We start from the raw sequence: 15,223 nt of genomic DNA, 5'->3' as shown, positions 1-15,223 counted from the left end.
CACTGCTCCACCGCCGCGATGCGATCTGGAAGCGACGTTTTGGTGCATCAAAATGCCTTCTCCCCAGAAGCCGCCGATCGCTTACGACTACGTGGCGTTCCAACAGGAACAGCAGCAGAACCCATTTCCCGGTTCGCAATTAAAAAACGATCTGGCCAATCTCAAAAAAGGGATCGACGAGACGATCGATGCACTGGCCGACGTGCGGCGCAGTGACGGCAAGTTGCAGAACCTGAGCGTCACGCCCGACAGCCTGACACCGGCGACCCTGGCGCTGATCACGGGCGAGGGCGCAACCGGCCCCACGGGACCGACCGGCCCGTCTGGCGTCGGGCCTACTGGACCTGTCGGAGCGTCCGGTTTGGCTGGTCCTGCCGGCGCCACGGGACCGACAGGAGTGACCGGCCCCACCGGACCGACCGGGCCAACGGGGGCGACCGGCGGCTTGACCAATGGCGCGACCTATGGCGCTTCGCCGAGCAACACCGCAGCGCAGAACGATACGGCTTTCAACGCTATCGACGCGCTGGGAGTGGCCGCGCTCGGGCCTATTTTTCTTGCTAACGGCACCTACCAGACCAACAAAACGGCTTTCCAACTGCTCAATACCGTCTTTGATGGTCCAGGGAAGGTGAAGATGGGCGGCTACGGTCAGGCCCCCGTCCGGTCATTTTTAACAACAGATCCTGGCGACCCGAGCGATGCCCGAACGGAGGTATTCGACGGTTTCACTGAAAAAACGACATCGCAGGCTTACATGTTCGTTGGTTCTGCGGTCGGGGGCACGCCCGGTGCAATCTATCGAACGCTAGTTGGAGCTGCGCGCGAATTCACCGTTTACGATTTCGCAGGCGGCCACAACACCAACCCTGGCGATCATGCTCTTGGGCGCACCGGCGCCTTCGAAGAGGGTCATCGCTTCTACCATGGTGGCCAAGGCGACTTGGTTCAGCGCTACCTGTACGGGGAAGTCTACTCGGCGCGCGCTGGCGCAACACATTTCCTTGCCAATCCGGCTATTGCCTTCGAGAATGGCGGCTTGGCAGCTACCGGGGCGGCGACAGGCGCTTACCTACAGCACTATGAAATCGTGTTCAATGACAACGGTCTTGCGGTCGCAGTCGGCGCCCACATATCGAACTATCACCGAAACAATTCCGGCACAGCCCTCGGTCAGGTATGGGTCCATGACCGTCCACAGTCAGGCGGTACGGAATACATCGACGCGGCGTACACCCCTGCCGGCCTGTGGAAGCGCGGCGTCGATTTCACGCCGACGATATTCGACGCGAGCAAGGCTGCAATCTCGCTCAAGCAGAGCGACCGCATTTATCTCAACGCCTCATCGACCGCCGACAGCCTCGGCATCAAGTGGTATGGCGACGTGCTTGGCACGATCTATCTCGACTACGACGGAACGTCCATCCGGGCGATGATGGGCGGCAACGCCATTGTCGCGGTCGCCACGACTGGCGTTACCTTCACGCAGCCGCTCGTCACGACGACGATAAACGTTGGGCACGCGACCGACACCACCATTACCCGCGTCTCTGCCGGCGTGATCGCCGTTGAAGGCAATACGGTCCTGACCGCCGCCACGGGCCAGCCGCTTGACTCTACACTGACGGCGCTTGCCGCCTATAACACCAACGGCATTCTGACGCAGACGGCGGCGGATACTTTCGTCGGGCGCACGCTCACCGGCACCGCCGCCGAACTGACCGTCACCAACGGCAATGGCGTCTCCGGCAACCCGACGATCAGTCTGCCGTCCACGCTGACCTTCACCGGCAAGACTGTGACTGGCGGCACGTTCAATATCGACGGGCTGTCCGTGACTTCGGCGACCTCTTTCTCTCCGGCAGTGATCATCTACAACACAGCCGTCGATGCGAACGCCGGCTACGCCCTGATGAAAAAGGGGAGAGGTGGTGCGGCTGTTGCCGTGAGCGACGCCCTTGGAACTTTCATGTTCCAGGGATTGGATAGCACTGGCACGCCGGTTGCGCGCAATGCAGCGTATCTGACTGCGATTGTCGAAAGCGTTTCCGCTGGCGCTGTTGCGGCCCGTTTCGAACTTGTCGCCGGGGCTTCTATCTGGGCCTTCAAGACCAACAGCAACCTCGATATGCCGGGCGACCTGTTGCGCGGGGGTACCAAGCTTCTTGGCGCTCGTAATACTGGCTGGGGAACGCCGACAGCAACACAATCCAAAATTACGTTCGCGGATGGCGGGATAACTACATTCACGCAGGTAGAGCAAAAACTGTCTGCTATCATAAATTCCCTAATTACTCATGGCATTATTGGAGCATAAGGAGAAAATATGCGCACTATCGAATTGAAGGCCGAACCCGGCTTTGACTATCGCGATGTGTTGCTTGCCATCGTCAAGGCGCCCATGGCAAACGGAGCGCAAGGCGGCACGCAGCTTGAAGCCATGCGTGCCGATATTCGGCTGCTCGACAAGCTGGAGCCCGCCAAGCCTGGCGATAAGGTCGATCTGGAAGACGCTGATTGGGGGCATGTGACGAACAAGATCCGCACTTACCAATTCGCGATCTCGGATCGGCGCGTAGTGCAGATGTGCGACGAAATCATCGGTGCAGAACAGACTAGCTAGGCGGAACATCTTTGCCAATGCAGCACGCTTCCTTTAAGAGGGGTCGACCTATCAGGGAGCGGCGGCAAAAGTGGGCGTCTTTCGAGTATTGCTGGCTATCGCCGTCTTCATGTCTCATTCGCATGACGGCGGCGCCGGGAAACTATTCCCGATCATGTACCGCGACGTGCTTCACGTCTACATCTGGTCGGGTCATGCGGTCTTTGCGTTCTTCGTGATTTCGGGCTTCTACATCTCGATGGTCATGGACCAGAAATACGTCCGGATCGAAAGCGGCGTCTGGAAGTTCTACCTGAACCGAAGCCTTCGACTGTTCCCCACCAACTGGGTGTTTCTCGCTGCTTTCGCCGTCTATTACGCTGTGAGTGGCACGCCATCGTTCCTCGCCATTGACGTTCCGGGTGCTGATTGGTGGGCAAAACCGGCAGCGACTTTCAGCAACATCTTTTTCGTCGGAACAGAGGCTATTCCCTTATTTAACAAGGCCAATTGGGCATACATCATTAACGCCCCTTCATGGTCGCTCAGCGTGGAAATCTATTTCTATCTGCTGGCCCCGTTCGTGGTCTGCCGATCGCTGAAGATGCTTCTGGGCTTGACGGCAATATTTCTCGGCTGGCGAGTATCCCTTTATTTTTCCGGCGCCGAGGCAGTGCGATGGCTCTATTTCTTCGCCCCTGCGGACTTTGTGTTTTTTCTGATGGGAGCATTGTCATACCGCCTTTACGGGGCCATTCGCGAGCAGATGTGGGCGCGCTACATGGGGCCGGTTGCGCTGCTCATTCTCATTGGGTCGATCTGCTTTCAGCCGTTTTGGGCTTTCCCGAGCCACGATCAATGGCAGTCTTGGGCGTTCTACGTAACAGTTGCGGTCTGCACGCCGTTCGCGTTTCTCCTGACCAAGGACAGCCCTATCGACAATTTCATCGGGCAGTTGGCATACCCGCTCTACATCGGTCAGGTGTTCGCGATTACGCTGATGGAGCATTACTATAGTGGCCCCGTCGACGTGCCCACGATGTCGTTCGTTGTGATTATCGTCATGTCAGTCGCCATCTATTTGGGCGTCGATCGGCCCATAGAGAAACTGAGGCACAGGATATCGCGAAGGCTTAGTTCAGACCGAGCCGGCCGATTCACCGGCCTGACCGCAGGAAGCGTTTACGTCCCGGCCTGAAACCAACTCGATCTGCCGCGGGCAAGCTTCGTCGGGGACAGCACACTCACCTGACCGACGCCTTCAGCGCGTGCCCCTGCGATTTGCGGTTGACCTGCCACATTCCGGGTGACTGCAGTTGACGTGCAGGCATTCGCGGGCCGTGAGGGGGTGTCGGCGAGGGTCTTGGTCATCCTTTGAAGCGCTCGGTGTGCCAGACGATTTTACCGCCTACCTTGATCGGCTTGTGGATCATCAGGCGTTTAGGCAGGTGCTCGGGGTGGACTTCCAGCAGAGTGATCTTGATCTGTGGCTTACATCGGCTGCAATCGAATTTCAGCGAAAGCGGATCGACGCCGCCGCCGTAGACCATCATCAAATCGGCCGATCGGCAGTAGCGGACATTGCCGCAACTGCACTCTGCTTTCACAAGCATGTTGTGCCGGGTCGCCTTTCCCAGCGTGTCGATCGGATCGTGAGCCATCCTGACAAAAAGAGGAACATATTCCTTTTGGTCAAGTGCGCCTTGACTCTTTTGTTCTTATTTTGTTCACTGCCGGCAGGATAGCAACAGGAAGCTAGTGCGATGAGCGACGAACCCGCCAGGCTTGCTGAAGGCATGACTGCCGTGCCGCGTGAGCGGCAGAGAGCTGAGAACCACGTCTGCGAGCATGGTGGATGCGGCTTGCGGGCGCCTTTCGGCTTTGCTCGGCCGAAGCAAAAGCCGCACTGGTTTTGCCTTGCACACCGCGCCGACGGCGATCTGTACCTTTAAGGAGCGATGAATGTCCGACCACGTCCTGCCCGGCCAGAAGAAGCCAAAGCTGATCGTTGTCGTGGCATTCGACCGGGGCGAGGATGGCGAGTTGTTCACCGCCTATGGCCCGACAGATCAGCAAAGCGAGGATCGCGCCATTCGTACCGCCAAGGCGCTTACCGGGCAACATGTTGGCGTCATAGCGTGGAGCCGTGATGCCGATCCTGCGTTAGGGGACTATGGTCCGCCGACCCTGCTGTTCACCAACGGCGAAGTGCCCGACATGGAGTGACCGAGCACCATCTTTTCAATAAATTTGGATGCCAAGCCGCTCGTTTCTTCTCCACCTCACCACGGCACGATATTCGACACCATCTGCATGGATATGCAGAACGAACCGATCAGGAACAACCACGCCGGGATCCACTCGTAGCTCCGCACCATGAGCGTGCTGATTTCTGACAGAGCAAGCGACCTTCACGTCTTCGCTGATGATGGTCCCTTCTTTAGGACAGCCATCCGGAGATGCGAGCGTCGTTCAATCGGTGGGTCATCGGGGTTGCCGCTCATCGTGTCATTCCTCTCGAAAATCCTGAAGCGACGCGTGCCGCAAATCTTCCTCGCCGCGCAAGTGCTTCACACGGCCGATGATCCCAGGCTTGACCCATTGCGTCGCCGGCCGCTTCATGCCCTTCGGCGCCGGCCCGGCGTGCTCCTGGACGCGCTTCCATAGCCGCTCGCGGATGGCGCGGCTGGAGTTGATGAAGGCCGAACCGACGTAGCGCCCGGTGCCACGCTCGGCCATCAGAGCGAACGCCGGCTTGCCCGCCTCGCGCTCGACACCCAGCAGTTCGTATTCGTCGACCGAATAGCATTTCGCCTTCAGCCAGTTGGTCGACGGCCCGCTGCGGTATTTGCTGTCGCGTCGCTTCGACACCATGCCCTCGAGGCCGGCTTGGTCGAGCAGATGGAAGATCGCCTTGGCTTCGCCCGGCAGCGGTTCACTGAACTGGATGCGCCCGCCAGGCTCGATCATACTCGCCAGGATCTCGCGGCGCTCGTCCAGCGCTATGTCGCGCAGATCGTGGCCATTGAGATGCAGCAAATCGAAGGCGACGAAATAGAGATCGTGCTGCCGGCGCGTGATCGCCTTGCGCAGTTCGCCGAAGTCGGACAGGCCGGCTTCGTTCAGAACGATGATCTCTCCGTCAACGATCGCGCTCGCCGCGCCGAGGCTCGCCGCCTCTTTCACCAGGTCGCGATATTTCTCCGTCCAGTCATGGCCGTTGCGCGTGAAGATCCTCGTCCCGTCTTCATCGATGATCATTTGCGATCGGTAGCCGTCAAACTTCACCTCGTGAATCCAGCCATCACCCTCAGGGGGCTGCTCAACAAGGGTCGGCATAAGGGGCGCGACGAACTTCAAACGCATGCACAGAACTCACAGCCGCGATTCAATCAGCATGTGCTAAAATAGTTCCCGGAACATTTTAGACGAATTGAAAGTTCGGTAGCGATGACGAAGCTATCCGATCTAGGCCCACTGATCCCCGGCAAGCTGCACGGCGGCGACCTCATCAGGGAAGATGGCCATTTCTACAACTGCCCGAACTGCGGGCAACGGGTCGATCAGCGCGACTTGCGGCAGGTGTTTTGGCATGAGGAGCCGGGGCATGAGCCGCTGGAGCCGGAGGCCGAGGCAAAGGTCATTCAGTTTCCACGACGGAAATAGGAAAGTCCGCCAGCCGGAGCCGGCTGGCTTGAACACTCGGTTCCATGCAAAAAGAGCCCGCCGGGAATGGGTACCAGGGGCGGGCCAAGAGGTGGCTAGGGATCAACCCAGCATAGAGGCAACGAGCGGCTGGCGGTTTGGTTGCGCTACTGGCCTTACTGAGCCACTGGACGGTTGACCGACCGCAAAGAAGAAACAAAATCGCTGGACTCCCGACCCGAAGCTGCCTCATTATTTAGTCGGGGGAAATCAAATGAGAAAACTGTTGTTTCTTGCGGGCGCGGCGCTGTGCTTGGCCGGCTGCTCAACCAGTCCTGTTGTATCCGATAGCGATCTCACGGCAATGAATACCGTGGCATTGTGCCATGCTTTGGCCTCCAGCACCGATGAGCAATATCGAAACAGAGTAGCAGCTCTGCTAGTCCGCCGCGGCGCGACGGCGGACAAATGCATGCGGCTTGTACAGGCTGACAATGCTGTGGCGACTGGAATAGCGGTGGCCGCTGTAGGTGGCGCGGCGGTTGCTGTTGCCGCCAACAATGGCGGCGGAGGATATTACCGCCCGCCCCCCTCGGCTTACGGCGTGGCCTGGGACCAATTTTACGGACAGAACTATGCGCTAATGTGGCGGTGCCGGGACAGGGCCACCGGGCGGTTCGTCGATGATTACTACTGCGCCGGCGCGCCGATGATCGACAGCACCTGGCCCGGCTGGTCGGCATAGGAGCCATCATGAAACTCGATCGGGCACTGCAACTCAAGCTGTTGCAAAATCTGTCAGGCGTTTACCCTGATTCTATGCGCAACTTTCCAGTTATCGAAGGCGTCGATGTTCCCACCTTCACCGCGAACCTTTGGTATCTGACTGAGCACGGCTTGGTTGAGACTAAGTGGCATAGGCTGTTGAACGGCCCGCCTGGACCGACAGCGTCGAGAATTACCGCGGCGGGTCTAGATTTTTTGACTGACGACGGCGGATTGTCCGCCATCCTCGGGGTTGTCACCGTTCGCCTACATGAAGACACGATAAAGGCACTTCTGATTAGCCACGTCGAGAAGTCCACCGCGCCGTCGACCGTCAAATCCAAGCTGATCGAGCAAATCAAATCTCTTCCGGCAGAGGCTACAAAGGCATTAACGCTGGAGGCGATCAAGGCTGGATTGGCGAACGTCCCACACTTCATCGATTGGCTCCAAACTTCTCTGGCGAGTTAAGAGACGTGGACAGATCCCGCCACGACAATCAGTCTGATCAATGGCGCAAGCGGAGAGGCGCGCAGCGGCGACGTGCGCGTCTGCTGGCAGGAATTCCGAAGCGGCTTGTCTTCGTGACGGTGGCGGCGATTGCCGCCTTCGTGACGCAGTTCGTCGTGCAGCACAGTGAAAGCGCACCCGACCTGAACGTATCCCGCTGGATTGGTCGATCGCCAGAGCCGATCGCTGGCGTCGCCTCGGTCATCGACGGCGATACGATCGAGATTCACGGCCAGCGCATCCGCTTCAACGGCATTGACGCTCCCGAGTCAGCCCAGCAATGCGACGACGCCAAGGGCGTTCGCTATCGGTGCGGTGCGAAGGCCGCGGCAGCACTCGACGGCTTCTTGGCCGCCTCGAGGCCGGTCACATGCACCTTTGTCGCGTGGGACCGCTACAACCGCTTCGTGGGCGACTGCCGGCGCGCCGATGGCGCCAGCGTTGCCGCATGGATGGTCGAGCACGGCCAGGCGCTCGACTGGCCCAAATACAGCCATGGCGCCTATTCAGCGCAGCAGGCGAAGGCCGAGGCTGCGAAGGTCGGGCTGTGGGTCGGCGCATTTCAGCCGCCTTGGGAGTGGCGCGCCGGGCATGGAGACGGCGGTGTTCGGACGACTACCAGCCAGCCGCGCGGCATCATCAGCGGGCAGGTAGCGCAAAGCTACTCATGCCAACCGCGGCGGAAATGCTCGCAAATTAGCTCGTGCGACGAGGCCCAATGGTATCTCAGCAATTGTCCGTGGGGTGGCAAGCTGGACCGCGATGGCGACGGCGTTGCTTGCGAGACGCTGTGTTAGCAAAATGATGACAAAAGCCAGGCTGCTGTTCGACGACCACCAACCTCCATCTTACGAACTGAAAAATCGTAGCGACGATAGGCAAATTAACGTGTACACGGGCGCGTAGTTGCCGAACTGCCTGCGAAACGTGGACGAAATTTAATTCGCGTTTTTTCGGCAATTGACCAAATTGGCAACCAAATCACCACATACGCATTATTCGCGTTGCGATTGTGCGTTGCATGTTTGCAGAAAATTGACAAATATGTGCGTTGCTTGTATGGCGCAGCCCACTTGCGCATCCCTGCGGGGCGAAGGGACCGGGAGAATGAACATGATCGAAGAAGCCAATGTCCAAAAGAGTGACGAGCGGAAGCCACTTCCGCGCGACATATCGCGTTTCAAGAAGCTCTATGGAAATGGCCGCGCTGTGATCAAAGAAAATCCTGATGCGACCCTGGGCTATCTTTCCACCGCTGAATTGGTGAATGAGACGCATAATACCGCCTCATAAACCCTTATTGCTATTTGCTTTTAGAGGGCGAAGGTTTAACAACCTTCGCCCTCTTGCTATTTGGGGCGCGCGAGGAGTTTCCGCCGACTATGATTCCTTTTCACGAAAAGAAATTAGATGAATGGCTTTCTGACTACGAAAGCTTCAATTACGATTTTCGCGCGTTTTGCTACGCCAATTTCAAAGTCCACGGGCTGGAAGCCGAATTTGTTCCAAACGTCACGCGACAGATCCACGCGCAATGGGTGGCAGACCACCAAAAATGGCTCGAGGAAGAGACTGATGAAAAAACCAAGGATCTGTCTCACGTAAAGATTTGCGCCCTATTGCTGTTCAACCTGAATGCGGAGCCGTTTCTCGGCAATTTTTTCGACCACACATATCAGGAGGACGTGCAGTATGATTTCAGAGGCACCGACGCGGAAAAAGCTGCAGCGAGAAGCGACCTCATAGATGGTCGCGAATCCATCTTGTCGCTCGATTTCTGCATTCTTGTGATCAATTGGTTTGAAAAGAACCGATCAGATCGTGTCGCCCCGTATCGACAGCCGTTCACGATTGATATGCGCCACGACCTACTCGTCAACCTGATCAATCGGACAATCGATCGGAAGGCTCTCTATTTAAGTCTCAAGGGCATGTATCTCCGCCCGAGTCATGGCGGGTCTACAAATTAGTACAGGGGGCGAGTTTTAGATGTCCGGTGCAAGCCGCCTGATCGTGTCGGCTACATATGACGGCGCCAAATGCGCGTAGTGTTTCTCGGCCATCCTGGTGTCGCTATGGCCGAGCGCTTCGGCAACCACGATCAGCGGCGCGCCGTTTCGAACCATTGTGCTGGCGTAGGTGTGCCGGATCTCGTGCAGCGTTACGTCCGACAGTTTGGCCTGACTGAGCAGTGCTTTCCACGGCCGATTGTAAGTGGACGGTGCCCAGGCCGCACCGCTCTCCTGCCGAAGCAGCGCCTCAGTGCCTGGGCGGTCGCGCGCGAGCCTTTCGAATAGCTCTGCGCCGCCGGCAGGAAGCGGAACGTGCCGCGGCTTGCCGCTTTTGCTCTCGGCAATGAAGACGGACTTATTGACCGCGTCATAGTCCGACACCTGCAGCCGGGCGAGCTCGCCAAAACGGGCGCCGGTGACCAAGGCGGCCGACACGAGATCGCGAATTGCCCCGTTGCTGGCGGCGATCAACGCTTTCTGTTCAGCCGGCGAGAGGAAGCGGACCCGCGCGGCAGTTGTGCCGCGATACGGCTTCACCAGGCGCCAAGCGGCGTCGTCCGCCACAAGCCGATTGTTGAAAGCCCAATTGAGCGCAGCCTTCAAAGTCGTCAATGTCCTGTTGGCGGTGTCGCGGCGACGGCGGATAGTCTCGGGGTCCGATAGGTCCACGGTAACGATATTCGCCTTTTCGGCGAACTTGCCGGTGCGCAACCGCTTCTGGGCCGAAACCATGCCGTCGCGCCAGGCGCGAACCTTCTCTATCGACAGATCCGCTACCTTCGACGAGCCGAGCTTTGCCCGAATGTGGAACGCCGCCCTTGTTTTCGCATCCGCTATCGACTTCATGCCCTCGGCGGCGCGTGCTTCGAAATACCGATCGAGCGCATCATTCACAGTCAGCGCTGCGGGCGCGTCGTTGCCAGCCTTCAGCGATTTGAGCCACCCGCGAGCCGCGTCCTTTGCCTGCTCGTGAGAAAGGATGCCTGAACCGTCGGCGGCGATGAGATCGTCGGCGCGGCCCAGCTTGGTCTGGACGCGAGTGCCGTCGCTCGAGCGCGAAGCTGCCAGCCAAGAGCCGCCACGGCCGTAACTTCCGCGGCCGCGCCTATAACCCAACCGCAAGCCGGGATTGATGATCTCCCATTCGGGCGCATCCGAGTAAGAAAGAGCCGCCCGACTGGTTCGGCTGGATAATACGCTGCGGCGCTGCGCCATATACGCTCCGAAGATTCGTTGCCAATTTCGTTGCAACAAACCCGCCCAATCGCAGATAGTCGCCTATGCACAATAGCGTACATTGCCCTATGAAATCAAACGTGTATGGCTGACCAAAGTTATTCAGGAATATCCAAGATGCCGCCCTCTCACGGCGGGAACAGGGGTTCGATTCCCCTTGGGCGTACCAAGGATTTCAATAAATTTTGCAGCATACCGTCGCTCCATCCCGAGCGCCCCACCATGTGGCGGCAACCTTGAAGAACTCGATGGCATCCGCGGCTCCAGTCTTCATTTCATTTCTCTGGCAAATATTAACGGACTCGCAACCGAGAACCTTAACTGCCCCGCAACTCAAGGGGGGTATATTAGTGCTGCCTTTAGTAGCGCAGGAGATTGAAATGCGGAAAATAATCTACCGTTTCGCCGGGGACGAGTCTGGCGCGACCGCGATCGAGTATGGCCTAATCGCGGCTCTTATCGCGCTGGCGATCATCACCGGCGCCGGCGCGCTGGGCAATTCGCTCAACGGCATGTTCACGAATATCGGCACGACGGTTAACAGCAGCGGTTCGTAAGTCGGGTACACCTTTCCGTTCGACCGCACCGGCTGGATATCCCGATTTCGACCTCCAAATGCGTAGCGTGTAGCGCCAATATCCGGTCGCAGCACGCTACTTTCTGTGCTGGCGACGCCGGGCAAGTCCCGCAGCGGGGCCCGCAAATCTTCCTCACCGCGCAAGTGCTGACGGCTAGCCGGCCCGCATTACCCTTTGCGTCGCCACTTTCGTCGCTTCTGGCGCAGCAGGGCCGATTGCTTTAGCATCGCATCATGGATCCTGGGGCACGGCTCCGCCGACGCCGAGAACGCCGGGTGCCGGGCAGATCCGGACGGGCGGTCGATGCCACGGGGAGAAGGCCAATGCAGAAACTGCAATCGCAGGGCGTTCATCACATCACGCTGGTCGGCGCAGGGCGCCAGACCTCGATTGATTTCTGGGAAGGCGTGCTCGGCATGCCGTTCATCTTCGAGCAGCCCAACCTCGACAAGGCGAGCGAAAGCCATCTCTATTTCGATCCGGGCGACGGCCGGCTGATCACTATCTTCACCGATGAGAGCCGCGTGCCGGAGAAACGGCGCACGCCGACCGATCCGGGTTGCGTCCACCACATCGCCTTTTCGGTGTCGCGCGTCACTTTCCTGCAGGCGGTCGCCCGGCTCGACGCGCGCGCCATCAAGCACAGCGGCGTCAAGGACCGCGGCTTCATGGATTCGATCTATTTCGAGGATCCGCTCGGCCTGCTGATCGAACTGGCCTCCTACCGCTTTGAGCCGCCGGCCGGCTTCACCCATGCCGACGTGCTGATGGAAGCGCACAGGCTGCGTGTCGCGCGCGGCGACTACAACATCGCGGAAGTGCACCTCGCCGATGCGATCCAGTCGCTCGTCGAGCGTTCCCGCGCAACCTTGTCGGAAGACCGGGCACCGAAGAACCCATACTGAACAGACCAGAGGGAGGAACATATGGCCAAGACAGCGACGAACAATGCCAGGAAACCCGCGGCCAAAGCGGCCGCCAAGCCGACTGCAAAAGCTGCGGCAAAGCCAGCGGCCAAGACAACTGCCAAGCCCGCCGTCAAGGCGACGGCAAAAGCCGCCCCAAGAGCCAAAGCGAAGCTAGCGAAGAGGCCTGGCGTGAAGCTCAGCATGCTGAAGCCCAGCGTCAACAACATGACGGTTCGGGTGTTTGCGCGCGCGGCCGGGCTGGATGCCGCCGAGACCGATGCCTGGGGTCAGACCCGCTCACCGGAATTCATGGCGCGAAACCCCGCCCATTTAACGCCGATGATCGAGGACAAGGGCCTCCCCAGGGGCGTGTTGTGGGAAAGCTGCGCGATCATGCAATACCTCTCCAACAAGCACGGGCTGGAGAAGTTCTATCCGAAGGCGCCGGCCAAGCGGGCGATGATCGATAGCGCCATGTTCTACCTGGTTGGTACGCTCTACCCCTATGTGGCGCGCGCCACCTATCCGTTTCTCGGTTTTCCGCAATATGCCGGCGAGGTCGGTCACAGCGATGCCCACCCGGACAAGAAGACCGAAGCCCAGAAGGCCGCGATGGCCGCGATCGCCGAGCCGCTGGAAGTCTTTCACAGCTTCTTCAGGGACGGCAAGCCGTTCATCGGCGGCAAGAATCCATCCATCGCCGACATCCGCCTGGCGGCGACACTCGAATTCCTGGCCGTCATCGACTACGTCCTGCCCAAATGGGCGAAGGACTACGTGGCGGCGATCGAGAAGAAGCTCGGCAATGCCTATAGCGAGCCGGCCGGCGACGTGCGCGGTTACATCGCCTATGTGAAGTCGCAGGCCAAGGTCCAAGGTTAGGGATTCGTTAACCAAAGCCCTGTCTACTGCCAGCAATTCACCCCGCGACCACGGATGTACTGGCGCCGAGTGGAAGGAAAGGTCGGCGCAACGCCGGCCTTTTTGCTTTCGTGCGCCATCGCCGCGCGATCTAGCCGCGATCAGGCCACACGAGCCTCGGTGTCGCATTTTTGGCGTCAACTTTTTGCCGACAGATATTGTCATCGCTTGCTTTGGCCCTACCATCCATTTTGGCAGTCCGGCATGGATTGTCGGTCAGGCGTGAGATGAGGGCTGGCGATGAATAGCGTTGCGAGGTGGCTTGCCGCTGCGGGCATGATGCTGGCGAGCGCCGTTCATTCTTCAAATGCGGCTGAACTCAACACCATGAACGATGTCGGGACCGCGATCCAGGCATGCTGGACACCACCGGCGGACGCCGGAACCGCCAGCGTAACCTTGAGCTTCAGCTTCAAGCGGGACGGCACGCTGATCGGCCCACCGAGGCCGACGGCCGTCAAGGTGGAAGGCGATGCCAAGGCGAAAAACTCGTTTGTCGACGCCGCAACAACGGCCTTGCAGAACTGTCTGCCGCTGACGCTTTCGCCGAAGCTGGCGCAAGGAATTGCCGGCAAAGTGTTCACGTTGCAGTTCTCTTCTCCCAAGTGAGCCTGCAATCAGCGCACGCCGCTGTGCCGTAGCGGTGCGCACAGTTAATCCCATGCCGGCTTAGTGGTGGCTGCGCCTTGCTTCGGCATGCCGGGCAAGGTCAGGCGTTTCGAAGACATAGTCGTTCCAAGCCGACTCCGGAACCCGGCCGGCCAGATAGCATTCCAGCAACAGGCTTTGCTCGGGGTTGAGAGGCCTTGGCTCCAGCCCCAGCGAGTGAAACAGATTTCTTGTCAGGTCCGAGACCGTGAAGTGGATCGACATCTGCGTTCTCCTTAGGCCATTCAACTCCGAAGACGGGGCAAAGGTTTCAAGACCAACCGGCGGCAACGGCGGTTTATCACGGGCTCCTCGCGCCGCAGGCCTTCGACGATCGTTGCCACCCCTACGCGCTGAGCGAACGCCAGCCTTGAAACCGACCAGATGGCCCCACTCGACACGCGCGAGCCCTACACCGAGGTGCCGGCGGCCATCAGATACCGCGTGAATTTCAAGGCTTGCGACTGTCAAACGCTATTGCAGCGAACCCTGTTGCGATCCGGAACAGAGAGGCGTTCACAGCGTTGTGATCGACATCAGCCAGGAGAAACGCCATGGCCACGTTCAGGGAAATGCGGGTGCTGGAGATCGTCGAAGACGACTCCCTGACCACCGAACAGAAAATCGCTGAACTGCGCGAGATCGAATCCGAGGCGCGCGGGCTGCAGCGGGCGGCCACGGAGAGCCCGATGGACGACGATGATGGCTGGCAGGACGATTTGCGTCAGGTTCGTCTTGCACTCGACAAGCTCGGTGCGAAACAGCCGAAAAAGGGTGCAGCCTCGCTGTGAGGCAGTTCGCCCAAGCTATTTGCCGATCGCTTGTTGTTTGAAAGCGATCTAAAGCGCGTCGCGGTTGAACGGATTCAGGCGACGCGCTTTAGGTATTGTTTTTATGCATGTCGTTTTCCCAAAACCGAGGTCACTTTTGGGCGACATGCATTAGTCGCAGACCATGCGAGCTCTCTTGCCGGGTTCGCTGACGTTCCTGCATACCAGCGGCTTCGCCGGGGTAGACAGGGAGGCTGACGCGGGCAGGCTCGTCTGGTGCCGTCTCGGCGCGGCATGCGTCATCACTTTGCGGTCGGAAAATCGCCTCGACGGTTGTGGCGCCACCGGAAAGGCACTGTTCTCGACCTCGGAAGGCCCGTAGTCGACATTCGGGGGTGGCCGGTCCCAGAATCGCCGGACATCGAGCGGCCTCGGGATGACGACGGTGCCATCATAACTGCGCGAGCAGCCGCTGCCCAAAAGCAGCGCCAGCCCCATGAAAAAAGGCACGATCCATCCAGACATCAGCATTACCCCTGCTAGCGCTTATATAACGGCTTCAGTCCCGCCGACAACCGGATGGAACAACGCACTCGCGTCGACCAATTTGTCCGACGAATCCGTTATG

At 59.1% G+C, this 15,223-nt stretch carries 21 protein-coding genes; 16 read left to right on the top strand and 5 right to left on the bottom strand.

Annotated elements, in window-relative coordinates:
• Window positions 1–52: 52 nt before the first annotated feature.
• From NKJ89_RS19525 to NKJ89_RS19515, 3 genes are all read left to right on the top strand, one after another.
• On the top strand, window positions 53–2,317 hold the full coding sequence (locus NKJ89_RS19525) for a collagen-like triple helix repeat-containing protein (protein WP_352604792.1): 2,265 nt from the start codon (window positions 53–55) through the stop codon (window positions 2,315–2,317).
• A 9-nt stretch (window positions 2,318–2,326) separates the two neighbouring features.
• The gene (locus NKJ89_RS19520) at window positions 2,327–2,623 is read left to right on the top strand and encodes a hypothetical protein (protein ID WP_352604790.1); all 297 of its coding nucleotides are present in this window, start codon (window positions 2,327–2,329) and stop codon (window positions 2,621–2,623) included.
• Between the two features lie 70 nt (window positions 2,624–2,693).
• Window positions 2,694–3,800 (top strand): acyltransferase family protein, encoded by a 1,107-nt coding sequence (locus NKJ89_RS19515; protein WP_352604788.1) that lies wholly within the window; start codon window positions 2,694–2,696, stop codon window positions 3,798–3,800.
• 169 nt (window positions 3,801–3,969) lie between these two features.
• Here NKJ89_RS19515 and NKJ89_RS19510 read toward each other — a convergent pair whose 3' ends face one another.
• Window positions 3,970–4,263, bottom strand: coding sequence for a hypothetical protein (locus NKJ89_RS19510; RefSeq protein ID WP_352604786.1), 294 nt, complete (start codon window positions 4,261–4,263; stop codon window positions 3,970–3,972).
• Between the two features lie 102 nt (window positions 4,264–4,365).
• Here NKJ89_RS19510 and NKJ89_RS19505 point away from each other — a divergent pair, with 102 nt between their 5' ends.
• The gene (locus tag NKJ89_RS19505) at window positions 4,366–4,554 is read left to right on the top strand and encodes a hypothetical protein (RefSeq protein WP_352604784.1); all 189 of its coding nucleotides are present in this window, start codon (window positions 4,366–4,368) and stop codon (window positions 4,552–4,554) included.
• 10 nt (window positions 4,555–4,564) lie between these two features.
• A complete protein-coding gene (locus NKJ89_RS19500) occupies window positions 4,565–4,828 on the top strand; it encodes a hypothetical protein (RefSeq protein WP_352604782.1) in 264 nt (87 codons plus the stop codon).
• Between the two features lie 282 nt (window positions 4,829–5,110).
• Here the strand turns inward: NKJ89_RS19500 and NKJ89_RS19495 are convergent, their stop codons facing one another.
• The gene (locus NKJ89_RS19495) at window positions 5,111–5,968 is read right to left on the bottom strand and encodes an ATP-dependent DNA ligase (RefSeq protein WP_352604780.1); all 858 of its coding nucleotides are present in this window, start codon (window positions 5,966–5,968) and stop codon (window positions 5,111–5,113) included.
• Window positions 5,969–6,052: 84 nt separating this feature from the next.
• On the opposite strand from NKJ89_RS19495, the gene NKJ89_RS19490 reads away from it, so the two are divergent.
• The 6 genes from NKJ89_RS19490 (at window position 6,053) to NKJ89_RS19465 (ending at window position 9,492) form a co-directional block, all read left to right on the top strand.
• Complete coding sequence (locus tag NKJ89_RS19490) at window positions 6,053–6,268, top strand: hypothetical protein (protein WP_352604778.1); 216 nt, start codon at window positions 6,053–6,055, stop codon at window positions 6,266–6,268.
• Between the two features lie 253 nt (window positions 6,269–6,521).
• Window positions 6,522–6,992: a lipoprotein gene (locus tag NKJ89_RS19485; protein WP_352604776.1), complete on the top strand. Its 471-nt coding sequence runs from the start codon at window positions 6,522–6,524 to the stop codon at window positions 6,990–6,992.
• 8 nt (window positions 6,993–7,000) lie between these two features.
• Window positions 7,001–7,483: a hypothetical protein gene (locus NKJ89_RS19480; protein WP_352604775.1), complete on the top strand. Its 483-nt coding sequence runs from the start codon at window positions 7,001–7,003 to the stop codon at window positions 7,481–7,483.
• 113 nt (window positions 7,484–7,596) lie between these two features.
• A complete protein-coding gene (locus tag NKJ89_RS19475) occupies window positions 7,597–8,319 on the top strand; it encodes a thermonuclease family protein (protein ID WP_352604773.1) in 723 nt (240 codons plus the stop codon).
• A 316-nt stretch (window positions 8,320–8,635) separates the two neighbouring features.
• Window positions 8,636–8,815 (top strand): hypothetical protein, encoded by a 180-nt coding sequence (locus NKJ89_RS19470; RefSeq protein ID WP_352604771.1) that lies wholly within the window; start codon window positions 8,636–8,638, stop codon window positions 8,813–8,815.
• 89 nt (window positions 8,816–8,904) lie between these two features.
• Window positions 8,905–9,492, top strand: a complete 588-nt coding sequence (locus tag NKJ89_RS19465; protein ID WP_352604769.1) for a hypothetical protein — start codon at window positions 8,905–8,907, stop codon at window positions 9,490–9,492.
• A 15-nt stretch (window positions 9,493–9,507) separates the two neighbouring features.
• Here NKJ89_RS19465 and NKJ89_RS19460 read toward each other — a convergent pair whose 3' ends face one another.
• Complete coding sequence (locus NKJ89_RS19460) at window positions 9,508–10,749, bottom strand: tyrosine-type recombinase/integrase (RefSeq protein WP_352604767.1); 1,242 nt, start codon at window positions 10,747–10,749, stop codon at window positions 9,508–9,510.
• Between the two features lie 401 nt (window positions 10,750–11,150).
• Between NKJ89_RS19460 and NKJ89_RS19455 the strand changes: the two genes are divergently transcribed.
• The 4 genes from NKJ89_RS19455 (at window position 11,151) to tolA (ending at window position 13,786) form a co-directional block, all read left to right on the top strand.
• Complete coding sequence (locus NKJ89_RS19455; RefSeq protein ID WP_023757409.1) at window positions 11,151–11,327, top strand: Flp family type IVb pilin; 177 nt, start codon at window positions 11,151–11,153, stop codon at window positions 11,325–11,327.
• A gap of 344 nt (window positions 11,328–11,671) precedes the next feature.
• Complete coding sequence (locus NKJ89_RS19450) at window positions 11,672–12,253, top strand: VOC family protein (protein WP_023757408.1); 582 nt, start codon at window positions 11,672–11,674, stop codon at window positions 12,251–12,253.
• 21 nt (window positions 12,254–12,274) lie between these two features.
• A complete protein-coding gene (locus tag NKJ89_RS19445; protein ID WP_352604766.1) occupies window positions 12,275–13,138 on the top strand; it encodes a glutathione S-transferase family protein in 864 nt (287 codons plus the stop codon).
• A 279-nt stretch (window positions 13,139–13,417) separates the two neighbouring features.
• Window positions 13,418–13,786: a cell envelope integrity protein TolA gene (tolA, locus tag NKJ89_RS19440; RefSeq protein WP_023757406.1), complete on the top strand. Its 369-nt coding sequence runs from the start codon at window positions 13,418–13,420 to the stop codon at window positions 13,784–13,786.
• A 60-nt stretch (window positions 13,787–13,846) separates the two neighbouring features.
• On the opposite strand, the gene NKJ89_RS19435 is transcribed toward tolA, so the two are convergent.
• The gene (locus NKJ89_RS19435) at window positions 13,847–14,050 is read right to left on the bottom strand and encodes a hypothetical protein (protein ID WP_352604765.1); all 204 of its coding nucleotides are present in this window, start codon (window positions 14,048–14,050) and stop codon (window positions 13,847–13,849) included.
• Between the two features lie 329 nt (window positions 14,051–14,379).
• On the opposite strand from NKJ89_RS19435, the gene NKJ89_RS19430 reads away from it, so the two are divergent.
• Window positions 14,380–14,616, top strand: coding sequence for a hypothetical protein (locus tag NKJ89_RS19430; protein WP_023757403.1), 237 nt, complete (start codon window positions 14,380–14,382; stop codon window positions 14,614–14,616).
• 150 nt (window positions 14,617–14,766) lie between these two features.
• Here the strand turns inward: NKJ89_RS19430 and NKJ89_RS19425 are convergent, their stop codons facing one another.
• Window positions 14,767–15,120, bottom strand: coding sequence for a hypothetical protein (locus NKJ89_RS19425; protein WP_023757402.1), 354 nt, complete (start codon window positions 15,118–15,120; stop codon window positions 14,767–14,769).
• Between the last annotated feature and the right edge of the window lie 103 nt (window positions 15,121–15,223).

The sequence above is a fragment of the Mesorhizobium sp. M0047 genome (genome assembly GCF_040323315.1).
In the GTDB taxonomy this organism is placed as follows: domain Bacteria; phylum Pseudomonadota; class Alphaproteobacteria; order Rhizobiales; family Rhizobiaceae; genus Mesorhizobium.
This window is presented reverse-complemented; position numbering and strand designations above follow the sequence as displayed.

Excerpts from the sequence above, each read along its gene's own strand:
- NKJ89_RS19520 (WP_352604790.1), top strand. The coding sequence starts at position 2,327 with ATGCGCACTATCGAATTGAAGGCCGAACCCGGCTTTGACTATCGCGAT.
- NKJ89_RS19450 (WP_023757408.1), top strand. The coding sequence starts at position 11,672 with ATGCAGAAACTGCAATCGCAGGGCGTTCATCACATCACGCTGGTCGGC.
- NKJ89_RS19485 (WP_352604776.1), top strand. The coding sequence starts at position 6,522 with ATGAGAAAACTGTTGTTTCTTGCGGGCGCGGCGCTGTGCTTGGCCGGC.
- tolA (WP_023757406.1), top strand. The coding sequence starts at position 13,418 with ATGAATAGCGTTGCGAGGTGGCTTGCCGCTGCGGGCATGATGCTGGCG.
- NKJ89_RS19425 (WP_023757402.1), bottom strand. The coding sequence starts at position 15,120 with ATGTCTGGATGGATCGTGCCTTTTTTCATGGGGCTGGCGCTGCTTTTG.
- NKJ89_RS19500 (WP_352604782.1), top strand. The coding sequence starts at position 4,565 with ATGTCCGACCACGTCCTGCCCGGCCAGAAGAAGCCAAAGCTGATCGTT.
- NKJ89_RS19430 (WP_023757403.1), top strand. The coding sequence starts at position 14,380 with ATGGCCACGTTCAGGGAAATGCGGGTGCTGGAGATCGTCGAAGACGAC.
- NKJ89_RS19445 (WP_352604766.1), top strand. The coding sequence starts at position 12,275 with ATGGCCAAGACAGCGACGAACAATGCCAGGAAACCCGCGGCCAAAGCG.
- NKJ89_RS19505 (WP_352604784.1), top strand. The coding sequence starts at position 4,366 with ATGAGCGACGAACCCGCCAGGCTTGCTGAAGGCATGACTGCCGTGCCG.
- NKJ89_RS19495 (WP_352604780.1), bottom strand. The coding sequence starts at position 5,968 with ATGCGTTTGAAGTTCGTCGCGCCCCTTATGCCGACCCTTGTTGAGCAG.
- NKJ89_RS19455 (WP_023757409.1), top strand. The coding sequence starts at position 11,151 with ATGCGGAAAATAATCTACCGTTTCGCCGGGGACGAGTCTGGCGCGACC.
- NKJ89_RS19465 (WP_352604769.1), top strand. The coding sequence starts at position 8,905 with ATGATTCCTTTTCACGAAAAGAAATTAGATGAATGGCTTTCTGACTAC.
- NKJ89_RS19490 (WP_352604778.1), top strand. The coding sequence starts at position 6,053 with ATGACGAAGCTATCCGATCTAGGCCCACTGATCCCCGGCAAGCTGCAC.
- NKJ89_RS19460 (WP_352604767.1), bottom strand. The coding sequence starts at position 10,749 with ATGGCGCAGCGCCGCAGCGTATTATCCAGCCGAACCAGTCGGGCGGCT.
- NKJ89_RS19435 (WP_352604765.1), bottom strand. The coding sequence starts at position 14,050 with ATGTCGATCCACTTCACGGTCTCGGACCTGACAAGAAATCTGTTTCAC.
- NKJ89_RS19525 (WP_352604792.1), top strand. The coding sequence starts at position 53 with ATGCCTTCTCCCCAGAAGCCGCCGATCGCTTACGACTACGTGGCGTTC.
- NKJ89_RS19510 (WP_352604786.1), bottom strand. The coding sequence starts at position 4,263 with ATGGCTCACGATCCGATCGACACGCTGGGAAAGGCGACCCGGCACAAC.
- NKJ89_RS19470 (WP_352604771.1), top strand. The coding sequence starts at position 8,636 with ATGATCGAAGAAGCCAATGTCCAAAAGAGTGACGAGCGGAAGCCACTT.
- NKJ89_RS19480 (WP_352604775.1), top strand. The coding sequence starts at position 7,001 with ATGAAACTCGATCGGGCACTGCAACTCAAGCTGTTGCAAAATCTGTCA.